This window comes from Microbulbifer sp. ABH2_005 (genome assembly GCF_056160005.1).
The window spans coordinates 26,288-52,074 of sequence record NZ_JBSWWI010000003.1 but is presented as its reverse complement, the minus strand read 5'-3'; the positions used below and the strand labels follow the sequence as shown (position 1 = coordinate 52,074).

At 50.8% G+C, this 25,787-nt stretch carries 23 protein-coding genes; 9 read left to right on the top strand and 14 right to left on the bottom strand.

The window, feature by feature from the left end:
- Positions 1–218 precede the first annotated feature (218 nt).
- The 3 genes from rtcR to ACXAFI_RS19115 all read left to right on the top strand — a co-directional run bounded on the left by rtcR (position 219) and on the right by ACXAFI_RS19115 (position 4,082).
- Positions 219–1,826, top strand: coding sequence for an RNA repair transcriptional activator RtcR (rtcR, locus tag ACXAFI_RS19125; protein WP_475110051.1), 1,608 nt, complete (start codon positions 219–221; stop codon positions 1,824–1,826).
- 65 nt (positions 1,827–1,891) lie between these two features.
- On the top strand, positions 1,892–3,244 hold the full coding sequence (locus tag ACXAFI_RS19120; protein WP_475110050.1) for a C13 family peptidase: 1,353 nt from the start codon (positions 1,892–1,894) through the stop codon (positions 3,242–3,244).
- Positions 3,245–3,302: 58 nt separating this feature from the next.
- Complete coding sequence (locus tag ACXAFI_RS19115) at positions 3,303–4,082, top strand: TSUP family transporter (protein ID WP_475110049.1); 780 nt, start codon at positions 3,303–3,305, stop codon at positions 4,080–4,082.
- A gap of 105 nt (positions 4,083–4,187) precedes the next feature.
- Here ACXAFI_RS19115 and ACXAFI_RS19110 read toward each other — a convergent pair whose 3' ends face one another.
- Positions 4,188–5,972 (bottom strand): DUF885 domain-containing protein, encoded by a 1,785-nt coding sequence (locus ACXAFI_RS19110; RefSeq protein WP_475110048.1) that lies wholly within the window; start codon positions 5,970–5,972, stop codon positions 4,188–4,190.
- 241 nt (positions 5,973–6,213) lie between these two features.
- Positions 6,214–6,951, bottom strand: coding sequence for a YopT-type cysteine protease domain-containing protein (locus tag ACXAFI_RS19105; protein ID WP_152450469.1), 738 nt, complete (start codon positions 6,949–6,951; stop codon positions 6,214–6,216).
- A gap of 731 nt (positions 6,952–7,682) precedes the next feature.
- Here ACXAFI_RS19105 and ACXAFI_RS19100 point away from each other — a divergent pair.
- Positions 7,683–8,540 (top strand): carbon-nitrogen hydrolase family protein, encoded by an 858-nt coding sequence (locus tag ACXAFI_RS19100; RefSeq protein WP_475110047.1) that lies wholly within the window; start codon positions 7,683–7,685, stop codon positions 8,538–8,540.
- Positions 8,541–8,644: 104 nt separating this feature from the next.
- Here ACXAFI_RS19100 and ACXAFI_RS19095 read toward each other — a convergent pair whose 3' ends face one another.
- From ACXAFI_RS19095 to ACXAFI_RS19080, 4 genes are all read right to left on the bottom strand, one after another.
- Positions 8,645–9,652 (bottom strand): fumarylacetoacetate hydrolase family protein, encoded by a 1,008-nt coding sequence (locus ACXAFI_RS19095; protein ID WP_475110046.1) that lies wholly within the window; start codon positions 9,650–9,652, stop codon positions 8,645–8,647.
- The gene (locus tag ACXAFI_RS19090; RefSeq protein WP_152450463.1) at positions 9,649–10,209 is read right to left on the bottom strand and encodes a VOC family protein; all 561 of its coding nucleotides are present in this window, start codon (positions 10,207–10,209) and stop codon (positions 9,649–9,651) included. The genes ACXAFI_RS19095 and ACXAFI_RS19090 overlap by 4 nt, the downstream gene beginning before the upstream one ends.
- 15 nt (positions 10,210–10,224) lie before the next feature.
- The gene (gene hppD, locus ACXAFI_RS19085; protein WP_152450460.1) at positions 10,225–11,304 is read right to left on the bottom strand and encodes a 4-hydroxyphenylpyruvate dioxygenase; all 1,080 of its coding nucleotides are present in this window, start codon (positions 11,302–11,304) and stop codon (positions 10,225–10,227) included.
- A 258-nt stretch (positions 11,305–11,562) separates the two neighbouring features.
- Positions 11,563–11,811: a hypothetical protein gene (locus ACXAFI_RS19080; RefSeq protein WP_152450458.1), complete on the bottom strand. Its 249-nt coding sequence runs from the start codon at positions 11,809–11,811 to the stop codon at positions 11,563–11,565.
- Between the two features lie 348 nt (positions 11,812–12,159).
- Here ACXAFI_RS19080 and ACXAFI_RS19075 point away from each other — a divergent pair, with 348 nt between their 5' ends.
- The gene (locus ACXAFI_RS19075; protein ID WP_152450456.1) at positions 12,160–13,140 is read left to right on the top strand and encodes a calcium/sodium antiporter; all 981 of its coding nucleotides are present in this window, start codon (positions 12,160–12,162) and stop codon (positions 13,138–13,140) included.
- A 140-nt stretch (positions 13,141–13,280) separates the two neighbouring features.
- Positions 13,281–14,276 (top strand): glycerophosphodiester phosphodiesterase family protein, encoded by a 996-nt coding sequence (locus tag ACXAFI_RS19070; protein WP_475110045.1) that lies wholly within the window; start codon positions 13,281–13,283, stop codon positions 14,274–14,276.
- Here ACXAFI_RS19070 and ACXAFI_RS19065 read toward each other — a convergent pair.
- From ACXAFI_RS19065 to ACXAFI_RS19030, 8 genes are all read right to left on the bottom strand, one after another.
- Positions 14,273–14,596, bottom strand: coding sequence for a chaperone modulator CbpM (locus tag ACXAFI_RS19065; RefSeq protein WP_475110044.1), 324 nt, complete (start codon positions 14,594–14,596; stop codon positions 14,273–14,275). The genes ACXAFI_RS19070 and ACXAFI_RS19065 overlap by 4 nt on opposite strands.
- A gap of 2 nt (positions 14,597–14,598) precedes the next feature.
- Positions 14,599–15,552 carry a DnaJ C-terminal domain-containing protein gene (locus ACXAFI_RS19060; protein WP_475110043.1) on the bottom strand — a complete coding sequence of 318 codons (954 nt, stop codon included), beginning with the start codon at positions 15,550–15,552 and terminating at the stop codon, positions 14,599–14,601.
- 137 nt (positions 15,553–15,689) lie between these two features.
- Positions 15,690–16,058 (bottom strand): hypothetical protein, encoded by a 369-nt coding sequence (locus ACXAFI_RS19055; protein ID WP_475110042.1) that lies wholly within the window; start codon positions 16,056–16,058, stop codon positions 15,690–15,692.
- Positions 16,059–16,532: 474 nt separating this feature from the next.
- Positions 16,533–17,096: a zf-TFIIB domain-containing protein gene (locus ACXAFI_RS19050; protein WP_475110041.1), complete on the bottom strand. Its 564-nt coding sequence runs from the start codon at positions 17,094–17,096 to the stop codon at positions 16,533–16,535.
- 131 nt (positions 17,097–17,227) lie between these two features.
- A complete protein-coding gene (locus ACXAFI_RS19045) occupies positions 17,228–18,937 on the bottom strand; it encodes a flotillin family protein (RefSeq protein WP_444920639.1) in 1,710 nt (569 codons plus the stop codon).
- Entirely contained in the window at positions 18,938–19,591 is a 654-nt protein-coding gene (locus ACXAFI_RS19040; protein WP_475110040.1) for a YqiJ family protein, read from the bottom strand.
- Positions 19,591–20,319: a PspA/IM30 family protein gene (locus ACXAFI_RS19035; RefSeq protein ID WP_216646287.1), complete on the bottom strand. Its 729-nt coding sequence runs from the start codon at positions 20,317–20,319 to the stop codon at positions 19,591–19,593. The genes ACXAFI_RS19040 and ACXAFI_RS19035 overlap by 1 nt, the downstream gene beginning before the upstream one ends.
- Before the next feature lie 100 nt (positions 20,320–20,419).
- A complete protein-coding gene (locus tag ACXAFI_RS19030) occupies positions 20,420–20,875 on the bottom strand; it encodes a hypothetical protein (RefSeq protein WP_226643685.1) in 456 nt (151 codons plus the stop codon).
- Between the two features lie 298 nt (positions 20,876–21,173).
- Between ACXAFI_RS19030 and ACXAFI_RS19025 the strand changes: the two genes are divergently transcribed.
- From ACXAFI_RS19025 to ACXAFI_RS19015, 3 genes are all read left to right on the top strand, one after another.
- Positions 21,174–22,556, top strand: coding sequence for a nicotinate phosphoribosyltransferase (locus ACXAFI_RS19025; protein WP_475110039.1), 1,383 nt, complete (start codon positions 21,174–21,176; stop codon positions 22,554–22,556).
- A gap of 208 nt (positions 22,557–22,764) precedes the next feature.
- A complete protein-coding gene (locus tag ACXAFI_RS19020; protein WP_475110038.1) occupies positions 22,765–24,396 on the top strand; it encodes a TldD/PmbA family protein in 1,632 nt (543 codons plus the stop codon).
- 35 nt (positions 24,397–24,431) lie between these two features.
- Positions 24,432–25,763: a TldD/PmbA family protein gene (locus ACXAFI_RS19015; protein ID WP_475110037.1), complete on the top strand. Its 1,332-nt coding sequence runs from the start codon at positions 24,432–24,434 to the stop codon at positions 25,761–25,763.
- Positions 25,764–25,787 lie beyond the last annotated feature (24 nt).

Below are 25,787 nucleotides of genomic sequence, written 5' to 3'. Positions count from 1 at the left end.
GCTGAAATCTCGTGAAACCGCGTTATCACTTCATGGGTTTCTCCTGCCATTGATATAGCGAATTGGGTGCCAACTTTTGAAAAAACTTCTGAAAATCATTTAAGCCATTGTTTTTAAAGGGAAAATAATTTCATAAGTAGATTTCTGAGGGAACTTTAGCTAAGTTGAAAACAATAGCTATCTATCTTTTTAGATAGCTATTTATTATTTTAGATAGCATGAAAACAGTAGCTATCAGTATTCTCGGTACCACTAAGGATCGGCGCGGCAAAGGCGACAAGCGTTGGGATAAGTGGCGGCCCAATATCTCCATGTGCCAGCACGATGACCTGCTAATCGATCGGCTGGAACTCCTTTTCGATAACCATTCGAAGAACCTGGCAGATCAGGTCACCGAGGACATTGCACGTGTTTCCCCTGAAACAGAGGTGGTCCATCACCGGGTCAACTTCAATGACCCCTGGGATTTCGAGAGTGTGTACAGCAACCTGCTGGATTTCGCTCGCGACTACGCTTTTAAGCCAGACCGGGAGCAATACCTGGTACATATCACGACTGGCACCCACGTGGCCCAGATCTGCCTATACCTGCTCACAGAGGCCGGTTATTTCCCTGGGCGCCTGCTGCAAACTTCCCCAGCACATAAAAACAGTAACCTGCCGGGTCAGTACCAGATTATCGATTTGGATCTATCCAAGTACGACCAGATTGCCTCACGCTTCCAGCGAGAACACCAGGAGGGCACCACCTACCTGAAAGGCGGCATTGAGACGAATAATCTCGCCTTTAATCAGATGATCGAGCAGTTGGAACAGGTCTCTATCCGCTCCGACGCACCCATTCTGATTACAGGACCGACGGGAGCAGGTAAATCGCAGCTGGCCCAGCGTGTCTATGAGCTACGTAAGCAACGGGGAAAATTGGAAGGGGGCCTGGTCGCGGTAAACTGCGCCACCCTGCGCGGCGAGAATGCCATGTCCGCCCTATTCGGCCACCGCAAAGGTGCCTTTACCGGCGCCACCACTCACCGCCCTGGGCTATTAATGGAGGCGGATAAGGGCCTGCTATTTCTGGATGAAATCGGTGAATTGGGACTGGACGAGCAGGCGATGCTGCTGCGGGCCATAGAGCACAAGCGCTTCATGCCCTTCGGCTCAGACAAAGAAGTGAGCAGTCACTTCCAGTTGATCGCCGGCACCAACCGGGATCTTGTACAGCTCAGCCGCGAGGGTAAGTTTCGCGCAGACCTGCTGGCTCGTATCGACTTATGGACCTACCGCCTACCCTCCCTGCGTGAGCGCATGGAAGACTTGGAACCCAATATCGACTTTGAGCTGGAGGCTTTTTCCAGAAAGTCCGGCCATTTGGTGAGCTTCAATAAAGCGGCACGGGAAAATTACCTCAACTTTGGCCTTTCAGCAGAGGCCAGCTGGTCCGCTAACTTCCGCGATCTTAATGCCAGTATCCTGCGTATGGGCACTCTTGCCGATGGTGGGCGCATCACCACTGAAGTGGTGGAGGAGGAAATCCAGCGACTGCGCTTCAAATGGCAAACCCCAAATAATAATGGAGCATCGCTACCCTTTGCGCGTATCGAAGCGCTACTGGGCCCTGGCAGTTTTGAACAAATGGATTACTACGAGCAAATCAAACTGGCAGGGCTAATCCGGGTATGTGAGGAATCCAATTCCATGGCAGAAGCCGGTCGCAAACTATTCCAGGTGAGTCGCACCGCGAAAAAATCGAATAACGATTCTCACCGGGTACGCCAGCTGTTGGATAAATATGGGCTCAAGTTCGAGCAACTACATCTAACAACTACATAAAGCCTAGAGCCCTGTTGGCGCCATTTTGTTAATCTCACTCCAGAGCACCAATGATGGATCACGGAATGAGATACGCTTACCTAACCCCGCTTTTTTTCCTTCTTAGTGCCTGCGAGCCAACACAGTTTGCAGGCGGCACCGCCCTGCCAGATGGTTCCGTATACAAAGGCGACTTACAAAACGGCTTTTTCCATGGCCGAGGTCAGTTGCAGTGGCCCAATGGCAATCATTATCGCGGAGAATTTCACCATGGCCTCATTCGTGGTCAAGGACTACTTACCGAAGCGGATGGCTGTACTTATGAAGGTGAATTCCTCAATGGTGAACCGCACGGCAAAGGTCGCTATGCCTGTAGCGAAAATGAATGGTCGGGTCATTTCAGTGAAGGAGAACTGCAAAAAGGCACAGTAAAATGGAATGACGGTGAAGTGTATAGCGGTGAGTTTCTGGATTATTACCCGCACGGCGAAGGTAAACTAACCCAGCCCGACGGCACTATTATCCACGCCACATTCCGCTATGGGGAAGCTGAGGGTGAAGGCGTACAAATTAGTACGGATGCCGAAGGAAACACTATCGAGAAATCTGGCTATTTCTCCGAAAATATATATTACCCCAGCGAAGATGCTTGGCGCGCGCAGGCGAATATTCCCAGCGCCCAGGCGGAAACCCGCTTATATAGTGAGAGTGATCGCTTACAAAACGCTATTGGTTCACTGGCACCACAGAGGCCTGGCGTGCGAGATGTATATACATTGCTAGTTGGCGGTGATGGCACCTCTCCGGTTTTTGCCAGAGAATTGGACTGGGTAGCAGAGCGCATAGATGAGGCCTTTGGTGTTGAGAAACGCGTGTTACGTCTCAGCAACGGTGGCGGCTACAGCTTTCCTCTCGCCACGCGCACCAGTATTCAGGAAAGCCTCAATGCCCTGGATCAATTACTGGACCCTCAAGAAGATCTATTGTTTGTACACCTTGTTAGCCACGGTGCTCGCAACGGCGATTTAAAAATCGCTGAGGGTAAAATGCCACTAATGGACTTGTCAGTGGCCGACGGAAAAAAGTGGCTGGATAACCTCAATGCACAATACCAGTGGATAGTGATTTCTGCCTGCTATTCCGGCCAATGGATTGAGCCTTTAAGCACTCCAAGTCGTATCGTATTCACCTCCGCGGCCGATAATAGAACCTCTTTTGGTTGCAGCGACGATTCCCAGCGCACCTGGTTTAGTGCTGCGCTCTATGGCAATGCTCTACAGCAGGGAACAAAAGACCCCAAAGCTTGGTTCAATACAGCTAACCAAAAAGTCACTGAAATGGAAAAAGAACAGGAGATTGAAGAAGATTCTCACTCTCTACCCCAGCACTCCATTGGGGAAAATTTCCTGACATGGTGGAAGAAAAACAAAGACGGCTGAAATGACAAGAAGGTTACTGAAAGAGAAATCTTAGCTACAGACGAAAGGAGATACTCATTTGGAGTTCGCAAGCTATTCCCTGGAATTGTTATCTGTTTTATTTTTGGTTGCCGTTATTGCCGGTCTACTCGATACATTAGCGGGCGGTGGCGGTTTGATAACAGTTCCCGCCCTGATTCTAAGTGGTGTACCGCCACTGTCTGCCTTAGGTACTAATAAATTACAAGGCAGTATCGGTACAGCAACAGCCACCTATATGATGATTAGGAGTAATAAAATAAATTGGGACGGGATTAAAAAATTAATGCTATCTGCCTTTATTGGAGCAGCGTTTGGAACAATAATTATTCAGTTTATCAACACTGAAATTTTGTCTTTTGTTATTCCTGTAGTGCTGTTATTTATTGCTATTTATTTTCTGATTTCTCCGTCTATGAATCAGAATAATGATGAGCCCAAGTTATCTAACAGAAAATATCAATATGGGGTAATTCCATTCATTGGATACTATGATGGTATGTTCGGGCCTGGGACTGGGTCATTTTTTACTTTATCTGGTATTGCTTGCCGTGGACAAGATTTATTGACCGCCACCGCCATGGCAAAACCTCTTAACTTCACCACTAATTTAGCCTCTTTATTGGTATTTTTACTTGCTGGGCAAGTGGTGTGGGTCATAGGCACCCTAATGATGATTGGACAAGTCATAGGTGCATGGATAGGATCACACTGCCTTTTTAAAATCAACCCTGCCTATTTAAGAGGGGTAGTCGTTTTTATGTGTAGCGGGATGCTAATAAAGTACGCCCACGCTATGGGGTGGATAGGTTTTACTTGAAAATAAGCTGACTTTTCGCGTGAATAAATAGTTTGCTGGGGATGCGTCAGCTTCTACTTACAATTCCGCTCTAACAATTTAGAGCGGAATTGTAAAAACAATACTTTAAGAGCCCTTCTGCTCTGTAATAAACCGCTGCATCTGCTCTTCCAACATGGAAAGCGGTAGGGCTCCATTTTTTAACAGTGCATCGTGGAAAGCACGCAGATCAAATTTTTCTCCTAGCTCCTTTTCCGCTTGAGCGCGTAACTGACGGATCTTAATTTCTCCCATTTTGTAAGAGAGGGCTTGGCCCGGCCAGGATATGTAACGATCCACTTCTGCGCGTACATTCGCGGGAGATAGCGAGGTATTACTGGAGAGGAAATCAAGCGCCTGCTGGCGAGTCCAGCCCTGGGAGTGGATTCCAGTATCAATTACCAACCGCGCAGCGCGCCACATTTCATAGCTGAGGCGGCCAAAGTGCTCATAGGGTGTCGTGTATATGCCCATCTCCTTGCCCAAGCGCTCGGAGTAAAGTGCCCATCCTTCACCAAATGCACTCAAATACAGATCACGGCGGAAGTCCGGCACATTCTCCAGCTCTTGGGACAAGGCGCCTTGCAGGTGGTGGCCGGGCACCGCCTCATGCAGGGTTAAGGCAGGAAGCTCATACAGTGGGCGCTGATCCAGGCCGTGTGTATTCAGCCAATAGGCTCCGCCACGAGTGCCACCGATGGCGGCAGGATTATAGGAAGCGGTGGTGTAGTTGGGTGCGATTTCGCTGGGTACCGGAACCACTCCATAGGGCGTGCGTGGCAGCAGATTAAAAAACTCCGGTAATACATAGTCGATTCGCTTAGAGACATAGGCAGTCTCTTTTAGCAATTCTTCCGGGGTTTTTGCATAGAACTGGGGATCTGTACGAAGAAAATGGGTAAATTCTTCAAAGCTGCCTTTAAAACCAGACTCTTTGATAAGCGCTTCCATTTCCGCACGAATACGCTTCACTTCGGAAAGGCCTGTGCGGTGGATTTCCGTTGGATCCATATCTAAGGTGACGTAATAGCCGATGTTGTGGCGGTAGTAATCCTCACCACCAGGTATTTGCTCGGCCCCAAGGGTTTCGCTGGCAGCTTTTAGGTAATCCCCCTCCAGGAAATTTGCTACACGGTCAAAAGCCGGAATGGCTACCTGTTCAATGGCTTTTTTACCGGCATTGCGCAGGCGCTGCTGCTCTTCAGTAGTAATTGCAGCAGGCATCTCGGTAAAGGGCTTATACAAGCTGCTTTTGATTGGGTCTTTATAAACCTGGGCTCGCACCGTAGGGGCTATGCCTTGCACCACTATTTGGGGCAAAACAAAACCTGTGCGAATACCCTCGCGCATATTGGCAATATTCTCATCGAAGAAGCGGCCAAACTCGCGGATACGGGCAATGTAATCCTCGTAATCGGCGACGCTGGTCATCGCCAGACCACTGTGCGCATCCAGGGCTGTGCCGAAAAAACTAGAGAAGGTATTGAGCGGTATGCGCATTAAGAATAACTGATTGGCCTCAATGGAATTTTCCAGTACCCAGGTGAGCAACTCCCGATTAACCTTGTCCGAATCCGCTAACTCGCTAGCGTCTATCGTTTGCAAGCGCTGTAGCAATTCCTGTTCAGACTTCAACCGACGTGCTCTATCCTCAGCAGTCACCCCCGGCAACTGGCGGTTATAGTCCGACACCCCCATACGTCCCGCAGTAATTGGATCCTCGCGCAGACGATACTGCCAGTGATCTTCGATCACACCCTGCAGTTGCTCGGTTGCCGTTGCGGCCCAGGATATGGGAGCCAGTACCCAAGTGACCAAGATAAAGCCAGATGCCCGCTTGAGGTGTTTTGCCAAGGCCTTGCCGGATTTCACGCTACTCTCCATTAATTCTGTTCGCGAGTGCTCAGTTTGTTGCACTCAAAAGTGTATTCGTAATGATCGGTCAACCTTACCATGAGTGACACTCGGCGAGATTACTATCTGTGACCCTGGAACCAGGAAGGTTTTATGACTTGAGGGAGAGCAAATGGGAAATTGGGTGATAGTAGAAGCGGGAAGTGAAATACATTGCGGGAGCCACCATACCTGCGGCTCCCTCAATATCTGTGGCTAGTTAGCCCCTGCGTGCATAAGACCGAATAGCATAGCTACCACTCAGACCCGCAGAATACATGGACTGATACCAGAAGGACTGAGTGAACCAATTAAAGAATGAAGCGCGGGATTCAAACCAAAACTCACCGAAGTTTGGATCGAAGAATGCGATATCCTGCGCTACCCAAGCAGACATAGTGTGGCCAGAGAAGGTGCCATCCAGGCTGATTTTCTTATAGCAACCTGCACCGCCAGTCTGATCTAGAATGATTTCCCGAGCCAAGGCATTGGGGGAAAACACACCACTTTGCCCATTGGCTCTACGCGGATTATTGATACCGCGAATCGTATTGCCTCCACGCCCATTGGGGAAAGCGCCCCCAAACACATTTTGGCTGACTGGATACAGGTTATGCACCCCCAGCCAGGCTTCGGTAACTCTATCCTGGTCATCGTGCATACCCGCCTGCTGTAGGGTCATCACGTGAAAAAGATGGCGCTCATCAAAGGTGTTATTGGGATATAACCAGTTCCACAGGCTACCGCCTTCGGAGTGATACTTCATCCAGAAAGCTGAGAGCGATTCGCAAACGCCGCCAGAGGTATCCTCGTGAACCGTAATCAACCCCTTTACCGGATCGAAGCACTGACTGAAATCCTTAACAACGTGTCCATTGTAGTTGGGCACCGCTTGCTGCACTGGCCGTACACGTGTGCCGGTCACGTTCAGAATTGTTTTGTCGACCCAAATAGGCATTTTTATTCTCTCACTTCTGCTTGGCAAGAAAAGCGCTTTTAAAATCCCTTTTAATTTTTCGTGGAATTTTTCTACGCCACTTATCGAATTGGGCCGGCATTGAAGCAGAAAAGTTTCAGCGCCAACAGGAAATACGAAAGCTTTTTAAATCGACTCTGGCACTATTTTTCCAGGCCGCATAAAGACTTATTTAGGAGGGAGAGAATGAGAATTATTAACCAATTTTTATCGGCTAATGCGATGCTTTTTTAAGCAAACTACTGAGCAATTGAGAAAAAATCATTTTCATGACAATACGCAAGATTTTAGTCACTCAGTGAACACAGAGGAATTACCATTTCCGCTAAGACCATATACAAAACCATCCAGTTTTTTAATTGGTCAAAAAATGTGAGTGAAAAATCGGGGAGGGACGACTAGAAAATTTCTTGGCGTTTCTAACCGGTTGGTCTTTGCTTAGAAGATTTTGCCCGCTCTGAGAACGTATCACTAACCTACAGACAATCCATATTCACTATCCAACGCTCCAAGATAAATAGATCTTACACCGTCATAAATACTGTTAGCTTTACATTGTCGGCTTACCCTAGCCGCAACAGACTGAGCCCCTCGTCTCATTGGATTTTCTGATCTGTGAATAGTTTGCACAGCTAAGTACACTTGAGATTTATACTGTCAGACACTAGCTTTTCCCTGCCCCTCGAGGCCAGCGGAAAATCAGGAGAGTCTTTGTGAAAACCCTTTGTGTCGCAGCAGTGCAGATGATCAGCGGTGAGAGTGTCGAGGACAATCTCACACAAGCCTATAAACTGCTGAAGGTAGCCGCCGGACGCGGTGCCCAACTAATACTGCTACCGGAAAATTTTGCACACTTTTCAGATAAGGGCAGTTTCTCCGCGGCCGAACCCTTCTGTGCGAACCATAAAGCCAATGCAGACAGACAACCCATTCAACACGCGCTACAGAGTTGGGCAGCGGAGCTGGGTATCTGGCTGGTAGCCGGCGCTGTACCCTTGCTGGAACGGCCCAATGGAACCGCGACCGATGGCAGGCGCAGTCGCTCTGCTTGCCTGCTGTTCGATGATCGCGGTGTTTTGCAGGCCCGCTACGACAAAATGCACTTGTTTGATGTGGATGTTGAAGACTCAGCCGGAAGTTACCGTGAATCCGCCAGTATTGAACCCGGTGACGAGCCCTGTGTGGCGACATTACCCTGGGGTGTGCTGGGGCTCAGCATCTGTTTCGATCTGCGCTTTCCCGAACTCTACCGACAACTGGCAATGAACGGCGCTGAGATTTTTGTGGTGCCGGCGGCTTTTACCCATACCACTGGGAAAGCGCACTGGATGACCCTGTTGCGAGCACGCGCGATAGAGAATGGCTGCTTTGTGATTGCGGCCAATCAGGGCGGCATCCACTCGGAGAAAAGACGTACCTGGGGACATTCAGCGATCATCGATCCCTGGGGTGAGATCCTGGCCGAAGCCGGTGAGGGTGAAACCATCATCACTGCCACGCTAGATGCTGAGAGACTAACTAAGGTGAGGCAACAAATGCCATTACTTTCCATGCGCCGACTAGGAATCTAAATAGTCTAAATGGAAAGTATCTAAATAATGAGTATCAAAATAAAAAAGGGGCGACCGTTAGGTGCCCCTTTTTTTACAGCGTAAGCCGTGGCGAAAAGATGGTATTACACCTTCTCCACCGTCTGCTCGATACGCCCAAAAATCGACTGGCCTTCGCCATCGAACATCTCGATAGAGATCGTGTTGCCGAAATCCATAAATGGTGTACTGGGCGAACCATTCTGGATGGTTTCGATCATGCGAATCTCAGCGATGCAGCTGTAGCCAACTCCACCCTCTGCCACCGGCTTACCCGGGCCGCCATCCATCTTATTGGACACGGTACCAGAACCGATAATAGTGCCGGCACAAAGTGGGCGGGTTCTGGCCGCATGGGCAATCAACTGGCCAAAGTGAAAGGTCATATCCACACCGGCATTGGGCTCACCGAACTTCTCCCCGTTCAGGTGGGAAACCAGAGGCAGGTGCAACTTGCCCTCACGCCAGTTGTCTCCTAGTTGCTCGGGCGTGACGCACACCGGTGAGAAGGCACTGGAGGGCTTGGACTGATAGAAACCAAAGCCCTTAGCCAGCTCCGCAGGAATCAAACCGCGCAGGGAAACGTCGTTTACCAGCATCACCAGTTTGATATGGGAGAGCGCATCCTCGGCGGAGACTCCCATGGGCACATCGTCGGTGATCACGGCAATTTCCGCTTCAAAGTCGATGCCGAAGCCCTCACTTTGCGGCATGGTCACCGGCTCGCGTGGGGCCAGGAAGGTATCGGAGCCCCCCTGGTACATCAGCGGATCGCTGTAAAAGCTCTCCGGCACCTCGGCACCGCGAGCCTTGCGCACCAACTCAACATGGTTCACATAGGCACTGCCATCGGCCCAGTGATAGGCGCGCGGCAGAGGCGATGCACACAGGCTCTGCTCGAATGGCTCTCCGGCAATCTCGCCGTTGTGCAAACGCTCGTGCAGCTTCTCCAGCTCGCCACTGACTGCTGCCCAGTTGTCCAATGCACTCTGCATGGTGGGAGCGATATCGCCGGCCGGCACCATACGGGTGAGATCGTCGCTAACGACAACCAGTTGGCCATCACGGCCGGATTTAAGGCTGGCTAACTTCACTGTGCCTCCCCTTCAACTTTTTCCACAAACTCTTCCTCCCCATGCATCCAGGCGGCGTGCCTTGGGGCTTTTTTAGTGCGCGACCACTCTTCCAGCATATCTTCCGCAACACGCTTCAGCTCTTTGTGCATACCGGGCTTGGCGGTATTGGCGGCCAGCTCAATGCGGTGGCCGTTGGGATCAAAGAAGTAGATCGACTGGAAAATGGTGTGATCAGTGGGGCCGAGTACATCGACCCCCGCCGCTTCCAGCTTCTCTTTGGTCGCGAGCATTTCTTCCATGGACTCCACTTCGAAAGCGATATGCTGCACCCACTTGGGGGTATTTTCATCGCGCCCCATCTCCGGAGAGTTGGGGATTTCGAAGAAGGCAAGCACATTCCCCATACCCGCATCCATAAAGACATGCATGTAAGGGTCCGGCTCACCGGTTGAGGGTACCTCGTTTTCGGCAATGGCCAGCTGGAAGTCCATGCCGAGAAGATCGCGATAAAATTCCACGGTCTCCTTGGCGTCCCTGCAGCGATACGCCACGTGGTGAATGCGCTTAATGCCCATTGAAGCCTCCGATTGTTATTCCTTTTCTTTAATGACGCCGCGCTTGAGCTGGTCGCGCTCAATGGATTCAAACAGGGCCTTGAAGTTGCCCTCGCCGAATCCTTCGTCTTCCTTGCGCTGGATAAACTCAAAGAATACCGGGCCGAGCATATTGGCAGAGAAAATCTGCAGCAGCAGGCGCGGTTGACCGCCCTCGGTAGTGCCATCGAGCAGGATGCCGCGACTCTGGAATTCGTCGGTGGGCTCACCGTGGCCCGGCAAGCGCTCTTCCAGCATTTCGTAGTAGGTGTCCGGCGGCGGGGTCATAAACTCCATGCCGCGCTCTTTTAGACGATCCCAACAGGCCACCAGATCGTCACAGGCGAAGGCGATATGTTGGATACCTTCGCCGTTGTACTTCATCAGGAATTCTTCGATCTGACCACCGCCACCGGCCGCTTCTTCGTTCAGCGGGATGCGGATCTTGCCATCCGGCGCAGTCATAGCCTTGGACAGCAGACCGGTGTATTCGCCCTTGATATCGAAATAGCGGATCTCGCGGAAATTAAACAGATCCTCGTAGTACTTGGCCCAGTAATCCATGCGGCCGCGATACACGTTGTGGGTAAGGTGATCGAGAGTGTGGAAGCCACAGCCTTCGGGGCGACGGTCTACGCCCTCTTCCCAGATAAAGTCGATATCGTAGATGGACTCGCCTTCTTTGTAGCGGTCGATCAGGTACAGGGTCGCACCACCAATGCCTTTGATGGCCGGCAGTTTCAGTTCCATCGGGCCAGTCTGTACGTTTACTGGCTGAGCGCCCTTGCGCAGAGCCTCCTCGTAGGCAAATTTGGCATCTTTCACACGAAAGGCCAGGCCACAGGCGGAGGGACCATGCTCCTGGGCATAGTAATAGGCGTGGCTGCTGGGCTCGTAGTTGGTGACGAAGTTGATATCACCCTGGCGCCACAACTCCACCGCTTTAGAGCGGTGGCGGGCCACCTTAGTAAAGCCCATGGCGGTAAACACCGTTTCGAGAATGCCTTTTTCCGGCGCAGTGAATTCTACAAATTCGAAGCCATCCAAACCCATCGGGTTCTCAAATAAATCGGCCATGCAGTCCTCCGTCTCTTATCTTCGCGGCGCCATTTATCGGGGCTGCGCGCTGGTTAATTTCAAGCGCAAACGAAGTTAGTTGCAGATGTAACTAATGTCAAGAGTGCCTGAAAGGCATACCAAAGGGCAGTTTTTGGTCACTTGAGATGGGAGGTTTTCGCAGATATGAGAGCAGTTAGAAGGGGGGCTTAGCAGAATTGAACAATGTGAGAAAAGAGGGTGCAGCACTGGCTTGTGCCGCCCCCTCAGCAAATAGCGCTATTTGCGGGCGCACTTGCCGGTATCCGTTCGGCACATATGATCCTTATGAAACTTACCGCTCATCTGGTCACACTGAGACTTGGACACATCCCCAGCGCAGGCACTTTCCGCATGCTGGCAGCACCCGGTTTCAGCGGTGCCCATGCCGCTTTTGTCCATGGATTCTTCCTTTTTCCTTTGTTCACAGGCGGATAGGGTCAGCACCAGGGCAGCCGCCAGTATTCCGATTGAAGCTTTGAGTTGCATATAGGCCTCCTAACTAGCCGGCGAGTGGCCGGTGACATGGATATCGCGAATCCGCCGCCCATGGCTCTGTGCGACCCGCGTAAACATACCCGACATCTCCACCAACTGAGCGGGCTTCGCACCGGGGCACAGAGCCTCTCAGCCATCCCGTAGATTTACCGGGCCATGCATTGACTGTAGCCCACACTGGCAGCAGAACCATCTGACTGACGGGACACTTTCGATTTTTTACAGATATCGCGCCTGTCTCTTTGGCAAGCCACTGATTGTGACGCCGAGAGCCGGTACAATCGCTCCCCGTTTGTCGGGCTATGCCCCAATTTCGCCTGTAACTTTAAAGGACTGCCTATGCTTCTCGCCGCTCTCGCCATCATTGCCGGCTTTATTGTGCTGGTCTGGAGTGCTGACCGCTTCGTGGAGGGCGCCGCAGCCACGGCCAAGCACGCCGGCATGCCCACACTGTTGATCGGCATGGTGATTGTTGGCTTCGGTACCTCAGCACCGGAAATGGTGGTCTCCGCCATCGCCGCACTGGATGGCAGTCCCGGCCTGGCCCTGGGTAACGCCTACGGCTCCAATATCGCCAATACCGGCCTGATTCTGGGCCTCAGCGCCCTGATTATTCCCTTGAGCGTACATTCGAAAATCGTGCGCAAAGAGTTGCCACTGTTAATGGCGATCACCCTGCTGAGTGGTGCCTTCCTATGGAATGACAAGCTGGAGCGCTGGGAATCGGTAATTCTGTTACTGGGTTTCTTCGGTTTGATCGGCTGGAGCGTATTCTCTGCCCTGCGTGGCAAAGGCGATAAGCTGGAAGGCGAGGTGGCTGAGGAGCTGGAAGAACACGCTATGCCTCTGGGCCGAGCTCTATTCTGGGTAGTTGCCGGCTTAATACTTCTGATTGTCAGCTCAAGGTTGCTGGTTTGGGGAGCGGTCACCATCGCAGAGTCGCTGGGTGTTAGCGATCTGATTATCGGCCTCACCATCGTCGCTCTCGGTACCTCTCTACCAGAACTGGCAGCCACCATAGTGGCCGCGCGCAAAGGCGAACACGATATCGCCATCGGCAACGTGGTGGGTTCGAACATGTTCAATCTGCTGGCCGTGGTGGGGATTGCCGGCACTATCGCCCCCATGTCCAGTGTGCCACCGGAAGTACTCACCAGAGACTGGCCCATGGTGATCGGCCTGACCCTCGCCCTATTTGTCTTCGCCTACGGCTTTCGCGGCCAGGGACGTATCAACCGCTGGGAAGGGGGCGCCCTGCTGACCGCCTACCTCGTTTATACCGGCTATCTGATCACCACGATTACCAAAGCCGCTCTTTAACCATACATGGGGTGGCTTCACACCACCCCAAGTTTGCCGCCTGAATTCGCCATCATTTGCCCCCAAAAAGCCCGTTCTTTTGTAGCTGTGCCAGCTAGTATTGGCAGCAGCTCAAGGGAAATAATGGCGGAGATGCTTTTATGAAGCCGGGCATTTTTGCCAAAGTTGGCATGTTGGGTTCTTTATTTGGTTTTGGAGTTATTTACCTATTAAATGCTTCCTGGCTGGCTCCAACGCCCCAGGGGGAGCCCGTTCTTATCTCCCACCGTGGTGTCTACCAAACCTATAATCGCGATAATCTAGGGCGTGACGATTGCACGGCTATTCGCATATTCAATCCAGAACACCGCTATCTGGAAAACACCATTCCCTCCATGGAGGCAGCATTTGCTCATGGCGCGGATATTGTCGAACTCGATATCCATCCCACAACCGATGGTGAGTTTGCCGTCTTTCATGACTGGACTTTGGATTGCCGCACAAACGGAAGTGGCGTCACTCGGGAGCATGCCATCACCGACCTAAAGAAGCTCGATGTTGGCTATGGCTACACCTTCGATGGCGGTACAACCTTTCCCTTTCGAGGCCAGGGCATAGGGTTGATACCCACATTGAAAGAAGTTTTTCAACACTTCCCTGATCGACAATTTCTGATCAATATAAAAAGTAATGATCCCAATGAAGCAGACCGACTGAATAACTATTTACGCCAACACCAGCTACTCTCTAATTCCCGCTTAATGGTCTACGGCGGCACCCGCCCCATCGCAAGAATACGGGAGTTAAGGCCCAAAGCTTTGGCCTTTAGTAAAGACAGCGCAAAAAGTTGTGTACTGGGGTATTTGCTGGTTGGGTGGAGTGGCTATATTCCCAAATCCTGTCATAACAGCATTGTGATCGCTCCCAATACTTGGCAGTGGGCCCTTTGGGGTTGGCCTAATCGCTTTGCTCTACGAATGAGGCAGGCCGGCAGCCTGGTAATGGCAGTAGATCATGAAAAGGGCCAGAGTGGATTGGCCGGTGTGCACAGCCCCGAGGAGCTAAATCATCTACCCCAAGGTTACAGCGGCGCTATTTGGGTTGAAAAAATCGAGATCATTGGTCCTTTCTTACGTGCCGGCAGCCAAGAACATTAAGGTTTACGGCGCTGCTCTAATCGCGCCAGCTGCGCCTGTAACCGCTCTATCTCTTCGAGTAACTCCAACGCCAACGCCGCACCGGCTAGATTGACCCCCAGATCCCGCTCCAGAGTATAGACGCGGCGAACCCTGCGCACGCAAATACCACTAAAGCGCCAACGGGGTTTACGAGAGCGGGGCTCGATAATGCCCTCCTCCACCAGCGCTAAGATGTGTTCCGCCGGAAGCTCACAGGCGCGGCACAACTCGCTCAGACTTAGTTCACTCTCTTCATCCAGGAGCACACCGGTCACCTGCTCAGTCCTTCTGACCTTCATAATCAGCTCCCCATGGATTGGCGCGGGTTGAAATCAAATGCCTCACTGAACTGGCGATAGGCGTCGCGCTGGGCATCAGTAGTCGCAGTAGGTGTAACCGTCTGCAGCACAATGTACATGTCTCCAGGCTGCTTGGCGGGTATCCCCCGGCCCTTGAGGCGCAGTTTCTTACCGTTTTCACTATTGGCGGGAATAGTAACTTTTAGGGAGCCGCTCGGTGTGGGGACCTGTACCTTCGCACCCAGAGCCATTTCCCAGGGAGCCAGGGGTAGGTCCAGGTAAACCGTTGTGCCCTCAGTATGGTAAAGGCGGTGGGGATTGAACGTAATTTCCAGATAAAGATCGCCAGCCTTGCCACCGCCAATGCCCGCTTCCCCCTGCCCGGCCAGGCGGATTTGTTGGCCTTCGGTAATCCCTTTGGGAATCTTGACGTTTAGAGTGCGTTCCTCCAGCTGGGGGCGCCCATCTGCGCCCAATACCGTGTGCTTGAGGGTAATCTGCCGGCTGCTGCCGCGATAACTATCTTCCAGGTCTATGGCGATTCGGGCGTAGGTGTTTTCCCCCTGAGCGCTGTACTGGCGCCGCTGCCTACCGCCATAACCCTGACTAAATCCACCCCGCCCAAACAAGCTCTCAAAGAAATCGCTGAAAGCCTCACTATCGGCATCGGTATAACCACCGCCATGGAACTCAAAACCCTGATCCCAATTAGGTGGTGGTCGGAAGTCCTGACCAGACTGAAAGCCACTTCCCAACTGGTCATAAGCTGCGCGCTTCTCCGGGTCCTTGAGCACTTCGTAGGCCTCATTCACCTCTTTAAAGCGCTCCTCCGCATCCTTTTCATTACTCACATCGGGGTGGTATTTACGCGCCAACTTTCGATAGGCACGTTTTATCTCCGCCTGATCAGCGCTCCGCTCCAGACCGAGAATCTTGTAATAGTCCTTGTATTCCATGGCTTTAATAAAAGCCGATGATGAGAGGGTTCGCCACGTATTTAAAGTGAGAAAATCGACGCGAGTATTATCTGATCAAGCCGATGTCCACTGATAAATAGAAGCGCCGATAGAACAATCGGCGCCATACAACTAACTTAATGCCCAGTTTCGTACCACATATTGGCTGTTACATATTCGATACTTCCATCCTTGTAATGGATATAAGCCTGCGCCTCATTGGGTGAATAAGCTCTGACCGTCACACCGCATGACAACCCAGAGTTACAGCCTTTTACCCAATGGATCCGATCAATAGATTTAGTGATATTGGTAATTGTCCAAGAACCTGAAGTGGAATTACCAAAACTGAAATCCAAACCATTACAGTGGGAAGTGCCATTACCAAACACTTGGCCGCCAGATTTGACATTTAGATTACAGATCATATTTGCGGACAGTGCAGGCAAAGCCAAAGTCGATGAAACCAATAGTGAGCATGCGATCAATAGTTTTTTAATAGTCATATTCTTAGTCCAATTATTTTTATATTTAAATTAATTATCGCCACTTACTAAATTAGCGAACTCAATGAGGTTACCACTAAGATCTCACCCTTCATAGGCACCTCATAAATCATATCGAGAAAAATGGAGAACAATTTGGCAATTTTATGCAATGAATTTTGGCTTCGTAAAAATAGAAAGGAGAATTAAGATATGGATGATTTGTGTGACAGCTACACTTATCAAGATTTAGCCGAAAAATAACTTCCAACCCAAGAGGATTTCCGGCCACTTTAAAGATAGTGTGAAATAAATATATAGATAAAATTAGAAATCAATTCTGACATCCCTACATCGGGCAAAAGTACTTTAAATGGTCTTAGAGAATACAGAATAAATCAGCTTACGAGGCTCTTGAATAGCCTTTGTTATGTCTCTGAGAGAAATAGAAATGTGTCATGATTCCCCTCAGAGCAAAAATTTAAGAATTAGCAATTAACGTTCAGCAGAATAAGGATCTTCTGCAACTAAATAGGCGGTAATATCAGCCTTGTTCTCTTGGTTTTGTAGCCACTCACGAAACTCCTTTACCTTTCCGTAGGTCTCCTCTCCAAAGCGTTTCCGATAAACTTCAGAGAAAGTCTCTCTAGCATTACTGTCTCTGAGTTTCTTTTGCCATTCATTGGTAACCAAAAAGTTCAAGGAATCCGCAAGGCCTTCAGCCTTAAGCAGCTCCCATTCGCCCTTATCCAGCCAAATACCACCAACTGCTGGACTATAATCCAAACGGTGCTCACTGCCGGCAGTAATTTTGAATTTCTGCATAATTACGCCAGATACCGGACATAAAATAGCTTTCTTGGTATCTTCAGACACTACTTCATTCAGGACATCTAGGTTATCTGAAAACTGGTAATCGGCATTTTTTCTTTTCCAAGTCAGATAGTCCTCAACCAGAATCCAGCTTCCCCCACAGTTGGAGCAGGTATGTGCACGAAATAACTCCTCCAAAAAACCTGTCTTAAGCACACCATTTTTACAACTTGTGCAGCGCTTCATAAATTGCCTTCCCTTTAAATAAATAACCCAGGCCTATTTTAAAGGCCTGGGTTGAGAGATTGATTTTTTTATCAGTTGAGAAGTTAGTAAAAAAGCTCTAATAATGCTTCTTTACCTTATCCGTAACCACACTAAACTTCTGTCTCAACGGGTTTGCTCAAGTTACCAACCCCCGCCTCTTTTAGCAGAGAATCTACTAAGGGTGCCATAGCACGGTGCTTCAGAGCACTGCCGACTAAAGCTTCTGGTAGGCTTTGACCTTTAGCTTCTGATTCTCCATCCAGAATCCCACTGGACGCACGACCATCTACGCCATTTAAACCTTCGACAGAGATGATCTTCATACCCTCGATGCTCTCAAGAGGCTTAACACTCTCACGGATAATGTTGGGCAGATTCTCGTGCAGACTCAGCACTTTCTTCAATGCAATCTGAGCTTCGTTGAGGCTATTATATGCCTCGTTCATCAAGCGTTGACCTTCAGCATCTACTGCGTATTTTTCGCGATCTGCTTCGACCTTGATACGAATTGCTTCTGCCTCAGCAGAAGCCTGCAGGCGTAGCGCTTCGGCTTTATCTTCTGCAGCTGATTTCTCCGCTTCGGCCATTACCTTAATGCCGGTAGCCTGACGCTCAGCCACTTTCTGGGCTTCGATAATCTCGATGCGCTTGTCACGCTCAGCAATTTCCACGTCCTTAGCGGTGCGCACCTGCTCTTCCGCTTTTACCGCTTCCGCCAAGGCAACATTAGCCTGTTGGTCTGCCTGGGACTGCTCCTTAGATTTTTCTGCGACGGCAATTGCACGTTCCTGCTCTGCAATCTCTACCGACTTTTCTTTGGAGATACGCTGCTCATCGAGCATTCTCTCACGTTCAATTTCCTGCTCTTTTAAGCGACGCTCCTTTTCAATCTCCAGGAGTTTAGTCGCCTGCTCTGCGGCAATCTGGGATTGACTTACTTCACGCTGGGCTTCAATTTCGGCCTGACGTGCGGCCCGCTCTTGTGCAGCCAGTTCTCGAGCAATATCGGCTTTTTGCGCGGCTTCGCGATTTTCCAATTCGCGCTGTTGCTCCAAATGGGCGTAACGTTTTTCCTTATCAATTTCCAGTTTCTGGCGCTCGGCTTCGAGGTTTTTCTTCTCGATCTGCACCATGGTTTCCTGTTCGACGTCGTTCACTTCCTTGCGACGCGCTTCGATGGAGCGAGTCATGCTGGCAAGGCCTTCGGCATCGAACACATTGTCCTGGTTAAAGAACTCTTTATGGGTCTGGTCCAGACCGGTCAAAGAGACTGACTCCAGTTCCAATCCGTTTTTCAACAGATCCTCAGAAACTACCTGCTGCACTTTTTGTACAAACTGGCTGCGTTGCTCATGCAACTCTGCCATTTCCATTTCGGCAGCTACAGAGCGTAGCGCGTCGACAAATTTACCCTCAATCATTTCCTTTAAGGCTTCGGGGTCCAGGGTGCGCAGACCCAAAGTCTGTGCCGCATTGGCAATCGCTTCTGCATCGGGTTTCACGCGCAGATAGAACTCAGCGAGAACATCCACACGCATGCGATCCTTGGTAATTAGTGCCTGATGCTCTTTACGGGAAACCGCAAGGCGCAGGGTATTCATATTCACCGGGATAATTTCATGTAATACCGGTAACACCAGTGCGCCGCCATTCATAATGACTTTTTGCCCACCCATACCGGTACGCACAAAAGAACGCTCTTTAGAGGCACGGGTATAAAGCCGCGCAAAAATAGTACCTATTACAATCAGGCCGACCAGTACTGCACCGGCGATAAATACTACTACGGGTAGGTTTCCTATCACTGCTAGATTCTCCATTTAATTATTTTCCATCAGATGTTGGCTGGTGGGACGAGTCACGCGGAAATGCACACCCAATTCCTCTACCAGTAACACCTTCTCCCCCTGGTTAAAAATTTCACTCTCATCCGGCTCCACCATCACATAATGGGTAGTGCCATATTCATCTTTAAAACGCGCTTCTGCGGGCGATCCAGCCTCGGCTTTACCGATGGTAATTATCGCCACCCGGCCGATAAAGGAGTTTCTTCCCACCGCTTGTGTTTCATCACCAACAGCAAAACGCCGCAGTAAATTTCCGACAAAGCGCACCTGTGGCAGCGCCAGGAAAAAAACTACCAGCGCCAATAAGCCGCCAGGTAATAACAGACCCAAAGTAGACTCAACAAACATCTGGATCAGCAAACCGGTAACGCCGAAGCCAACCAAGAATGCCACTAAAAGGATCAGTGCTGGCACCTCGCCAAAGCGCAGCCAGCCCAAAACTTTAGTCAATCCACCTGATGCACCACCATCCGGACCATCGATATCAATATCTGGCAGCAAGTTATCGAGCAGATCTGAAATACCGACACCGATTAATGTCATCACGCCTTCGAGCACCGCGATCATTAACATCAATACCAGCGCACCGGTGAAGATCAGATTTTGGTCTTGTAACAGAAAAGCCATCAGGCCTCCGACTTGAGTTTGGCCAGCCGCTCTTTAATACGATTGTTGCGCGCCAACTCCTCGAGTTCAGCCAGCTTGCTTGCGTCAACACTGGATTTTGAGGTGTGTACACCTGCTCGCTCTAGTACTCGGTCAAAGGCGTCGCTTGCCTGCTCCACCTGTGTCTCTGTTTTACGGCTAGTGCCGCGGCCAGAGTCACTCACACCATTGGCGACATGCTCGCTAGCCTTGATAAACTCTTTGAGCTGCTCACGCATTTCCCGCTTTTTACCCTGCAGTGCGCTGATATAAGCATTGAGTTCCTGCATTTCAGTATCGTTCTCGGCAATAGCCTTTTCCAATACCGGCAACTGCGCTTCGATATCCATCTGTTTGGCAATGGCCGCTTCAGCCAGGTCATCCCGGCCTTCTTTTACCGCGATATCAATTTGCTCAGTGAGAGCACTGTGACGATTATTTTCCTCATTGAGCGCCTTGCTATTGAGGTATTTGGCCGCCTCCACCTTACCAAGCTGTTCGCGCACATCGGCAGTAGCATCGTCTATTTCGCGAATAGCCTGCTCCATGACCAGTTGTGGCGTTGCACTTTCTACCGAGTCCACCACCGCATTGGCAGATGCCGAAATCAGTCGTGAGATGCGCTTAATTAATCCTTCTCTCATAATTTTCTTTCCTTTTACTGTTTCAATTTCCACCAAAGCCAGACCAAATCCCTCACGATCCGACAAACCCAATCCATTTCTTTCACAACAAGCCGCTGAATTACCACTTTTATGCCAGCAGCAGTGGTTCCGCTTGTTTACTCCTAAAACTTAATTGCGCGAATGTTTATTCCGCAGTTTCACTTTCTAGGCGTTCACGAATTTTCACGGCTGAATCACGATGAATGCTACGTGGACTGCTCTGTTGAGACAGCAGCAACATTTTTTCCAGGAAAGCCTCGACGCTTGGCAACAAGTCTTTTTCCAATTCCGGCGCCATTGGCTCATTGCCAGCCCCATTTTGAATAATGGCGGCACTTTCTGTGAGCAACTCCATTACCGCTTCTATCAATAAGCTTCGCTGGTTTTCTTCTAAATAGCGGGCCTTTAACGGCAACATGGCCTCTGCTGAGGAGAGATAGCTGCGAGAAAGGCTGTCCCCGCCAACTGACTCTCTCGCCATTGCAATAATTTCGCGTACTTTCTCACTTTGGGTGATCGCCCCATTGCGATCGATCGACATTAAATACGCATAATCTTCCGCCGATAGGCGCGCCGAAATGGATTGTGTTTTATTGAGCATAATGATCCCTTGCTTGCCGTGTATACAAAAGTACACACGACTATACACAGGGTCAATAAAAACTCGCATGGCTTATTAGTACGGCAGAACCAGCCGGTGTAGAAAAATATTCTGCTAGTAACTGTGCTATCTATAATTCAGGGTATTTTTGTAAAAAACTGTTTTTAGCTTCGCCAGACGTTTTAAATTACACACGCTTACAGGGATAAATTTCCGCCAAAAATATTTTTATATACCACCCACCAGAGCAGGCTTTTGGTGACAAACTCAACAATACCATCGCCAATTGACGAACTTAATGTCGATAGAAAACCTGATTCTCAACGTCGATAGCTATAAAGCCAGCCACTATCAGCAATATCCACCAGGCGCGGAATTTATTAGCAGCTATATCGAGTGCCGTGGCGGGGAATTCTCTGAGACCGTATTTTTTGGTTTGCAGGCTTTTATAAAGCAGTACCTACAAAGCCCTATCACAACAGCCAATATCGAAGAGGCAGAAAAGCTACTCAAGGCCCATGGTTTACCCTTTTATCGCGCAGGCTGGGAGCATATTGTTCAACAACACCGAGGGTTCCTGCCTTTAGAGATTTCCGCTGTTGAGGAAGGCTCGGTCATTCCTTTACACAACGTAACAGCGCAAGTCGTTAATACCTGCCCATCCTGTTTCTGGTTAACTAGTTATATTGAGACCGCATTAGTGCGCGCTCTCTGGTACCCGTGTACTGTCGCCACACAGAGCCGGGAAATTAAAAAAATTATTGCGCATTTTTTACAGCAAACGGCCGACAGCCAAAATACCCTACCCTTTCAACTGCACGATTTTGGCGCTCGTGGAGCCAGTAGCTTGGAAAGTGCCATGTTGGGTGGCATGGCTCATCTGGTGAATTTTCAAGGAACCGATACGCTGTCCGGAATATTAGGTGCGAGAAATTTTTACCATGCCGATATGCCCGGATTTTCTATTCCGGCTGCGGAACACAGCACCATCACCGCCTGGGGCCGTGATGAGGAGGCATTGGCCTATCAAAATATTCTGCAGCGTTTCTCTGGGAAAAATAAAACCGTTGCTGTGGTCAGTGATAGCTATGATTTATGGCACGCGGTGGAGAACATTTGGGGCGACCAATTAAAAAGCACGATTGAAAACAGTGGTGGGACCTTGGTTATCCGCCCAGACTCCGGCAATCCTGTACAGATCGTTGTCGAATGTATAGAGCGATTGATGCGTATTTTTGGCGCCCACACCAATAGCAAAGGCTATCGTGTTTTGCCGGATTATATTCGTGTTATCCAGGGAGATAGTATTTCTCGTATCACTATTCCCCAAATACTGCAGGCAATGCAGAAGCATAAACAGAGCGCAGAGAATGTCGCTTTCGGAATGGGGGGCGGACTGCTGCAAAAAGTGGACAGGGACCTCATGAGCTTTGCCATGAAGGCCAGTGCCATTCGCATCAATGGTCTCTGGCGGGATATCTACAAGGACCCACGCACAGGGCCAGAGAAAAAATCCAAGCGCGGTCGTCTGGCCCTGATTCAAAGCGAGAGTGGTGACTTCAAGACCATTCGTCTGGAAGATCTAAATCAACACAAGAATTTACTGAGACCAGTGTTTCGTAACGGTGAGCTGCTTTTAGAAACAACTTTTTCTGAAGTACGTCAGCGCGCAGCGATCTAACAACCCGGCGCTTCCCCTTCTTCTCCCCACAACCATTTGCCCCCAACAAACCTCACTTCACCGAGCCAACACTTTACAAAGGCAATCATGGCCTGTTACCTGTATAGGTTTGCTGTCTGGACAAGGCGCCCGGCCGGGCCTCTTTATGTATCGGGCACAATAACAATAAGCACACCCCCAAACCCTATTGGGGGGATAAAGGTAGCCAATGGAAAGAAGAAAATTCCTCAAGATCGCCGGCGTCGGCTCCAGTGGTATTTTGTTACCGCTGCAGGGTATTCAGGTCAGCGCCGAGCAACTGCTCAATGAGGGCATGCACAGCTCTCACAAACGACACCTGGCCGATGTCGCCCTGAACACGGCGCGCAAAGCCGGTGCCAGTTATACCGATGTGCGCATCGGTCGCTATCTCAATCAGTACGTTATGACCCGCGAAACCAACGTGGAGAATATCGTCAATACGGAATCCCTCGGCGCCGGTATCCGCGTGATCGCCAATAGTACCTGGGGTTTCGCCGCCACCAACGATCTGACCGCCGATGGCGTCGCCCGCGCCGCACGCCAGGCGGTTGCCGTTGCCAAGGCCAATGCTAAATACCAGACCGAGCCTGTGCGCTTGGCTGCCGTGAAAGGCGCAGGCGAGGTTTCCTGGCAGACACCGATCAAAAAGAATGCCCTGCAAGTGCCCATCAGTGAGAAAGTCGATTTCCTGATGGAGGTGAACAATGGCGCACTCAAAGCCGGAGCCAGCTATATCCAATCTTCCCTGTATTTAGTGAATGAGCAGAAATACTTCGCTTCCAGCGATGGCTCCTATATCGACCAGGATATCCACCGCCTGTGGGCGCCCATGCAGGTGACCGCGGTGGATAAGAAAAGCGGGGCTTTCAAAACGCGCAATGGCCTCAGCGACCCAGTGGGTAGAGGCTATGAATACCTGGCTGGCCACGACAAAGACAAGATTCGGGGACAGACCACGCTCTACAAAGCCTCCTACGATATGGCCGAGGATGCAGTACTGGCGGCCGAGCAGGCCAAGGCCAAGCTTTCCGCCAAATCCATCGATCCGGGCAAGTACGACTTGGTACTGGAACCCTCGCATCTGTGCCTGACCATCCATGAATCTGTGGGCCACCCATTGGAGCTGGACCGCGTGCTGGGTTACGAGGCCAACTATGCGGGAACGTCCTTCGCCACCCTGGATAAATGGCGCAGCGGCAAATTCCAGTACGGCAGCGACAAAGTCACCCTGTTTGCCGACAAGGTACAACCGGGCTCCCTCGGTGCCGTCGCCTATGACGACGAAGGGGTTAAAACCAAGCGTTGGGACCTGGTGAAAGATGGCATCCTGGTGAACTACCAGGCCACGCGCGATCAGGTACATATGATCGACCAAAAAGAATCCCACGGTTGTAGCTATGGCGATAGCTGGTCCAGCGTGCAGTTCCAGCGCATGCCCAATGTCTCCCTGGCTCCGGGCGAGAAGAAGTACTCAGCCAAAGACATGATCCGCGATGTGGAAAAAGGCATTTACATCGTCGGGCGCGGCTCCTACTCCATTGATCAGCAGCGCTACAACTTCCAGTTCGGCGGACAGTTGTTCTACGAAATCAAAAACGGTGAGATCGTCGGCCAGGTGGAGGACGTCGCCTACCAGTCCAACACCCAGGAATTCTGGAATTCCTGTTCAGCGATATGCGACAGCAGTGACTACCGCCTGGGCGGAACCTTCTTCGATGGCAAGGGACAGCCCAGCCAGGTGAGTGCCGTATCCCACGGTTGTTCCACCACTCGATTCGACAAAATTAATGTAATCAATACCAAGCGCAAGATTTCCTGAAGGGCGCACAAGAATAAGTAATTGGAGAAAAGGCAATGGCAATTCTGAGTAGAAGTGAAGCGAAGCGTATTCTCGATAAGGTTTTGAAATACAGCCGTGCCGATGAAGCCAGCGCGCAGCTGGCCGGCAGCGAGACCGGCAATATTCGCTATGCGCGCAACAGTGTTTCCACCAGCGGCATCGTCAACGATATCGAGCTGGCGGTAGAGGCCCGTTTCGGCAAGAAATCCGGTGTAGCCACCATCAACGAATTCAGCGATGCCTCCCTGGAAAAAGTGATGCGCCGCGCGGAGGAGCTGGCCAAGCTGTCCCCGGAAAATCCGGAAGCTATGCCGATGCTGGGCCCACAGAAATATGTCAGCGTGGACGGCTTTGCCAAGTCCACCGCAGATATCACCCCAGACCAGCGCGCCAAGGCAGCCGCAGATTCCATTATTGCGGCCAAGGAAAAGAAAGTGGTTGCCGCAGGTTACCTGGAAGACGAGCGTTCTTTTGCGGCAGTCGCCACCAGTAAAGGCCTGTTCGGCTACCACGCCTCCACTTCCGCCAACTTCACCGTAACCATGCGCACCGAGAATGGCCTGGGTTCAGGCTGGGCTGAAAGTGATGTTACCGATTTCGGTGCCATGAATACCGGCAGCACTTCCTCTGTCGCCATCGACAAGGCGGTCCTGTCCCAGGAAGCCCGCGCCCTGGAGCCAGGCAAGTACACCGTGATTCTGGAGCCCAATGCGGTATCCGGCCTGGTGGGTTACATGATGAGCGGCTTCGATGCGCGCAGTGCCGACGAAGGCCGCAGCTTTATGAGTAAGAAGGGCGGCGGCAACCGCACTGGCGAGAAGATGTTCGACAAGCGCGTAACCTTCTACTCCGATCCCACCAGTCTCGATGTGCCCGCTCAACCCTGGACCGACGGTGACTTTATGCAGCTGGGGCGCACCGAATGGGTGAAAGACGGCGTAGTGAAAAACCTGGCCCGCAGCCGCTACTGGGCCGAGCAAAGCAAAGGCGAAGTGGTCCCCGAACCCAACAACCTGATTATGATCGGCGGCGATAAAACCACTGAAGAACTGATCAAAAATACCCGCCGCGGTATTTTGGTATCCCGCACCTGGTATATCCGTATGGTCGATCCGCAGTCCATGCTGCTCACCGGCCTCACCCGCGACGGCACCTTCTATATCGAAAACGGCAAGATCAAATACCCGGTGAAGAACTTCCGCTTCAACGAGAGCCCGGTAATCATGCTCAACAATATCGAAGATATGGGCGTCCCCCAGCGAGTGGGTATGTGGGGCATGTCCGCCATGATTCCCGCACTGAAAGTACGCGACTTTACTTTCAGCAGTCTTTCTGACGCCGTTTAACCGCCAGCACCACTTGAGGATAAC

Coding starts and splice junctions, on each gene's coding strand:
- rtcR (WP_475110051.1), top strand. CDS start 219: ATGAAAACAGTAGCTATCAGTATTCTCGGTACCACTAAGGATCGGCGC.
- ACXAFI_RS19120 (WP_475110050.1), top strand. CDS start 1,892: ATGAGATACGCTTACCTAACCCCGCTTTTTTTCCTTCTTAGTGCCTGC.
- ACXAFI_RS19105 (WP_152450469.1), bottom strand. CDS start 6,951: ATGCCTATTTGGGTCGACAAAACAATTCTGAACGTGACCGGCACACGT.
- ACXAFI_RS19090 (WP_152450463.1), bottom strand. CDS start 10,209: ATGGGCATTAAGCGCATTCACCACGTGGCGTATCGCTGCAGGGACGCC.
- hppD (WP_152450460.1), bottom strand. CDS start 11,304: ATGGCCGATTTATTTGAGAACCCGATGGGTTTGGATGGCTTCGAATTT.
- ACXAFI_RS19080 (WP_152450458.1), bottom strand. CDS start 11,811: ATGCAACTCAAAGCTTCAATCGGAATACTGGCGGCTGCCCTGGTGCTG.
- ACXAFI_RS19075 (WP_152450456.1), top strand. CDS start 12,160: ATGCTTCTCGCCGCTCTCGCCATCATTGCCGGCTTTATTGTGCTGGTC.
- ACXAFI_RS19070 (WP_475110045.1), top strand. CDS start 13,281: ATGAAGCCGGGCATTTTTGCCAAAGTTGGCATGTTGGGTTCTTTATTT.
- ACXAFI_RS19065 (WP_475110044.1), bottom strand. CDS start 14,596: ATGAAGGTCAGAAGGACTGAGCAGGTGACCGGTGTGCTCCTGGATGAA.
- ACXAFI_RS19060 (WP_475110043.1), bottom strand. CDS start 15,552: ATGGAATACAAGGACTATTACAAGATTCTCGGTCTGGAGCGGAGCGCT.
- ACXAFI_RS19055 (WP_475110042.1), bottom strand. CDS start 16,058: ATGACTATTAAAAAACTATTGATCGCATGCTCACTATTGGTTTCATCG.
- ACXAFI_RS19050 (WP_475110041.1), bottom strand. CDS start 17,096: ATGAAGCGCTGCACAAGTTGTAAAAATGGTGTGCTTAAGACAGGTTTT.
- ACXAFI_RS19045 (WP_444920639.1), bottom strand. CDS start 18,937: ATGGAGAATCTAGCAGTGATAGGAAACCTACCCGTAGTAGTATTTATC.
- ACXAFI_RS19040 (WP_475110040.1), bottom strand. CDS start 19,591: ATGGCTTTTCTGTTACAAGACCAAAATCTGATCTTCACCGGTGCGCTG.
- ACXAFI_RS19030 (WP_226643685.1), bottom strand. CDS start 20,875: ATGCTCAATAAAACACAATCCATTTCGGCGCGCCTATCGGCGGAAGAT.
- ACXAFI_RS19025 (WP_475110039.1), top strand. CDS start 21,174: ATGTCGATAGAAAACCTGATTCTCAACGTCGATAGCTATAAAGCCAGC.
- ACXAFI_RS19020 (WP_475110038.1), top strand. CDS start 22,765: ATGGAAAGAAGAAAATTCCTCAAGATCGCCGGCGTCGGCTCCAGTGGT.
- ACXAFI_RS19015 (WP_475110037.1), top strand. CDS start 24,432: ATGGCAATTCTGAGTAGAAGTGAAGCGAAGCGTATTCTCGATAAGGTT.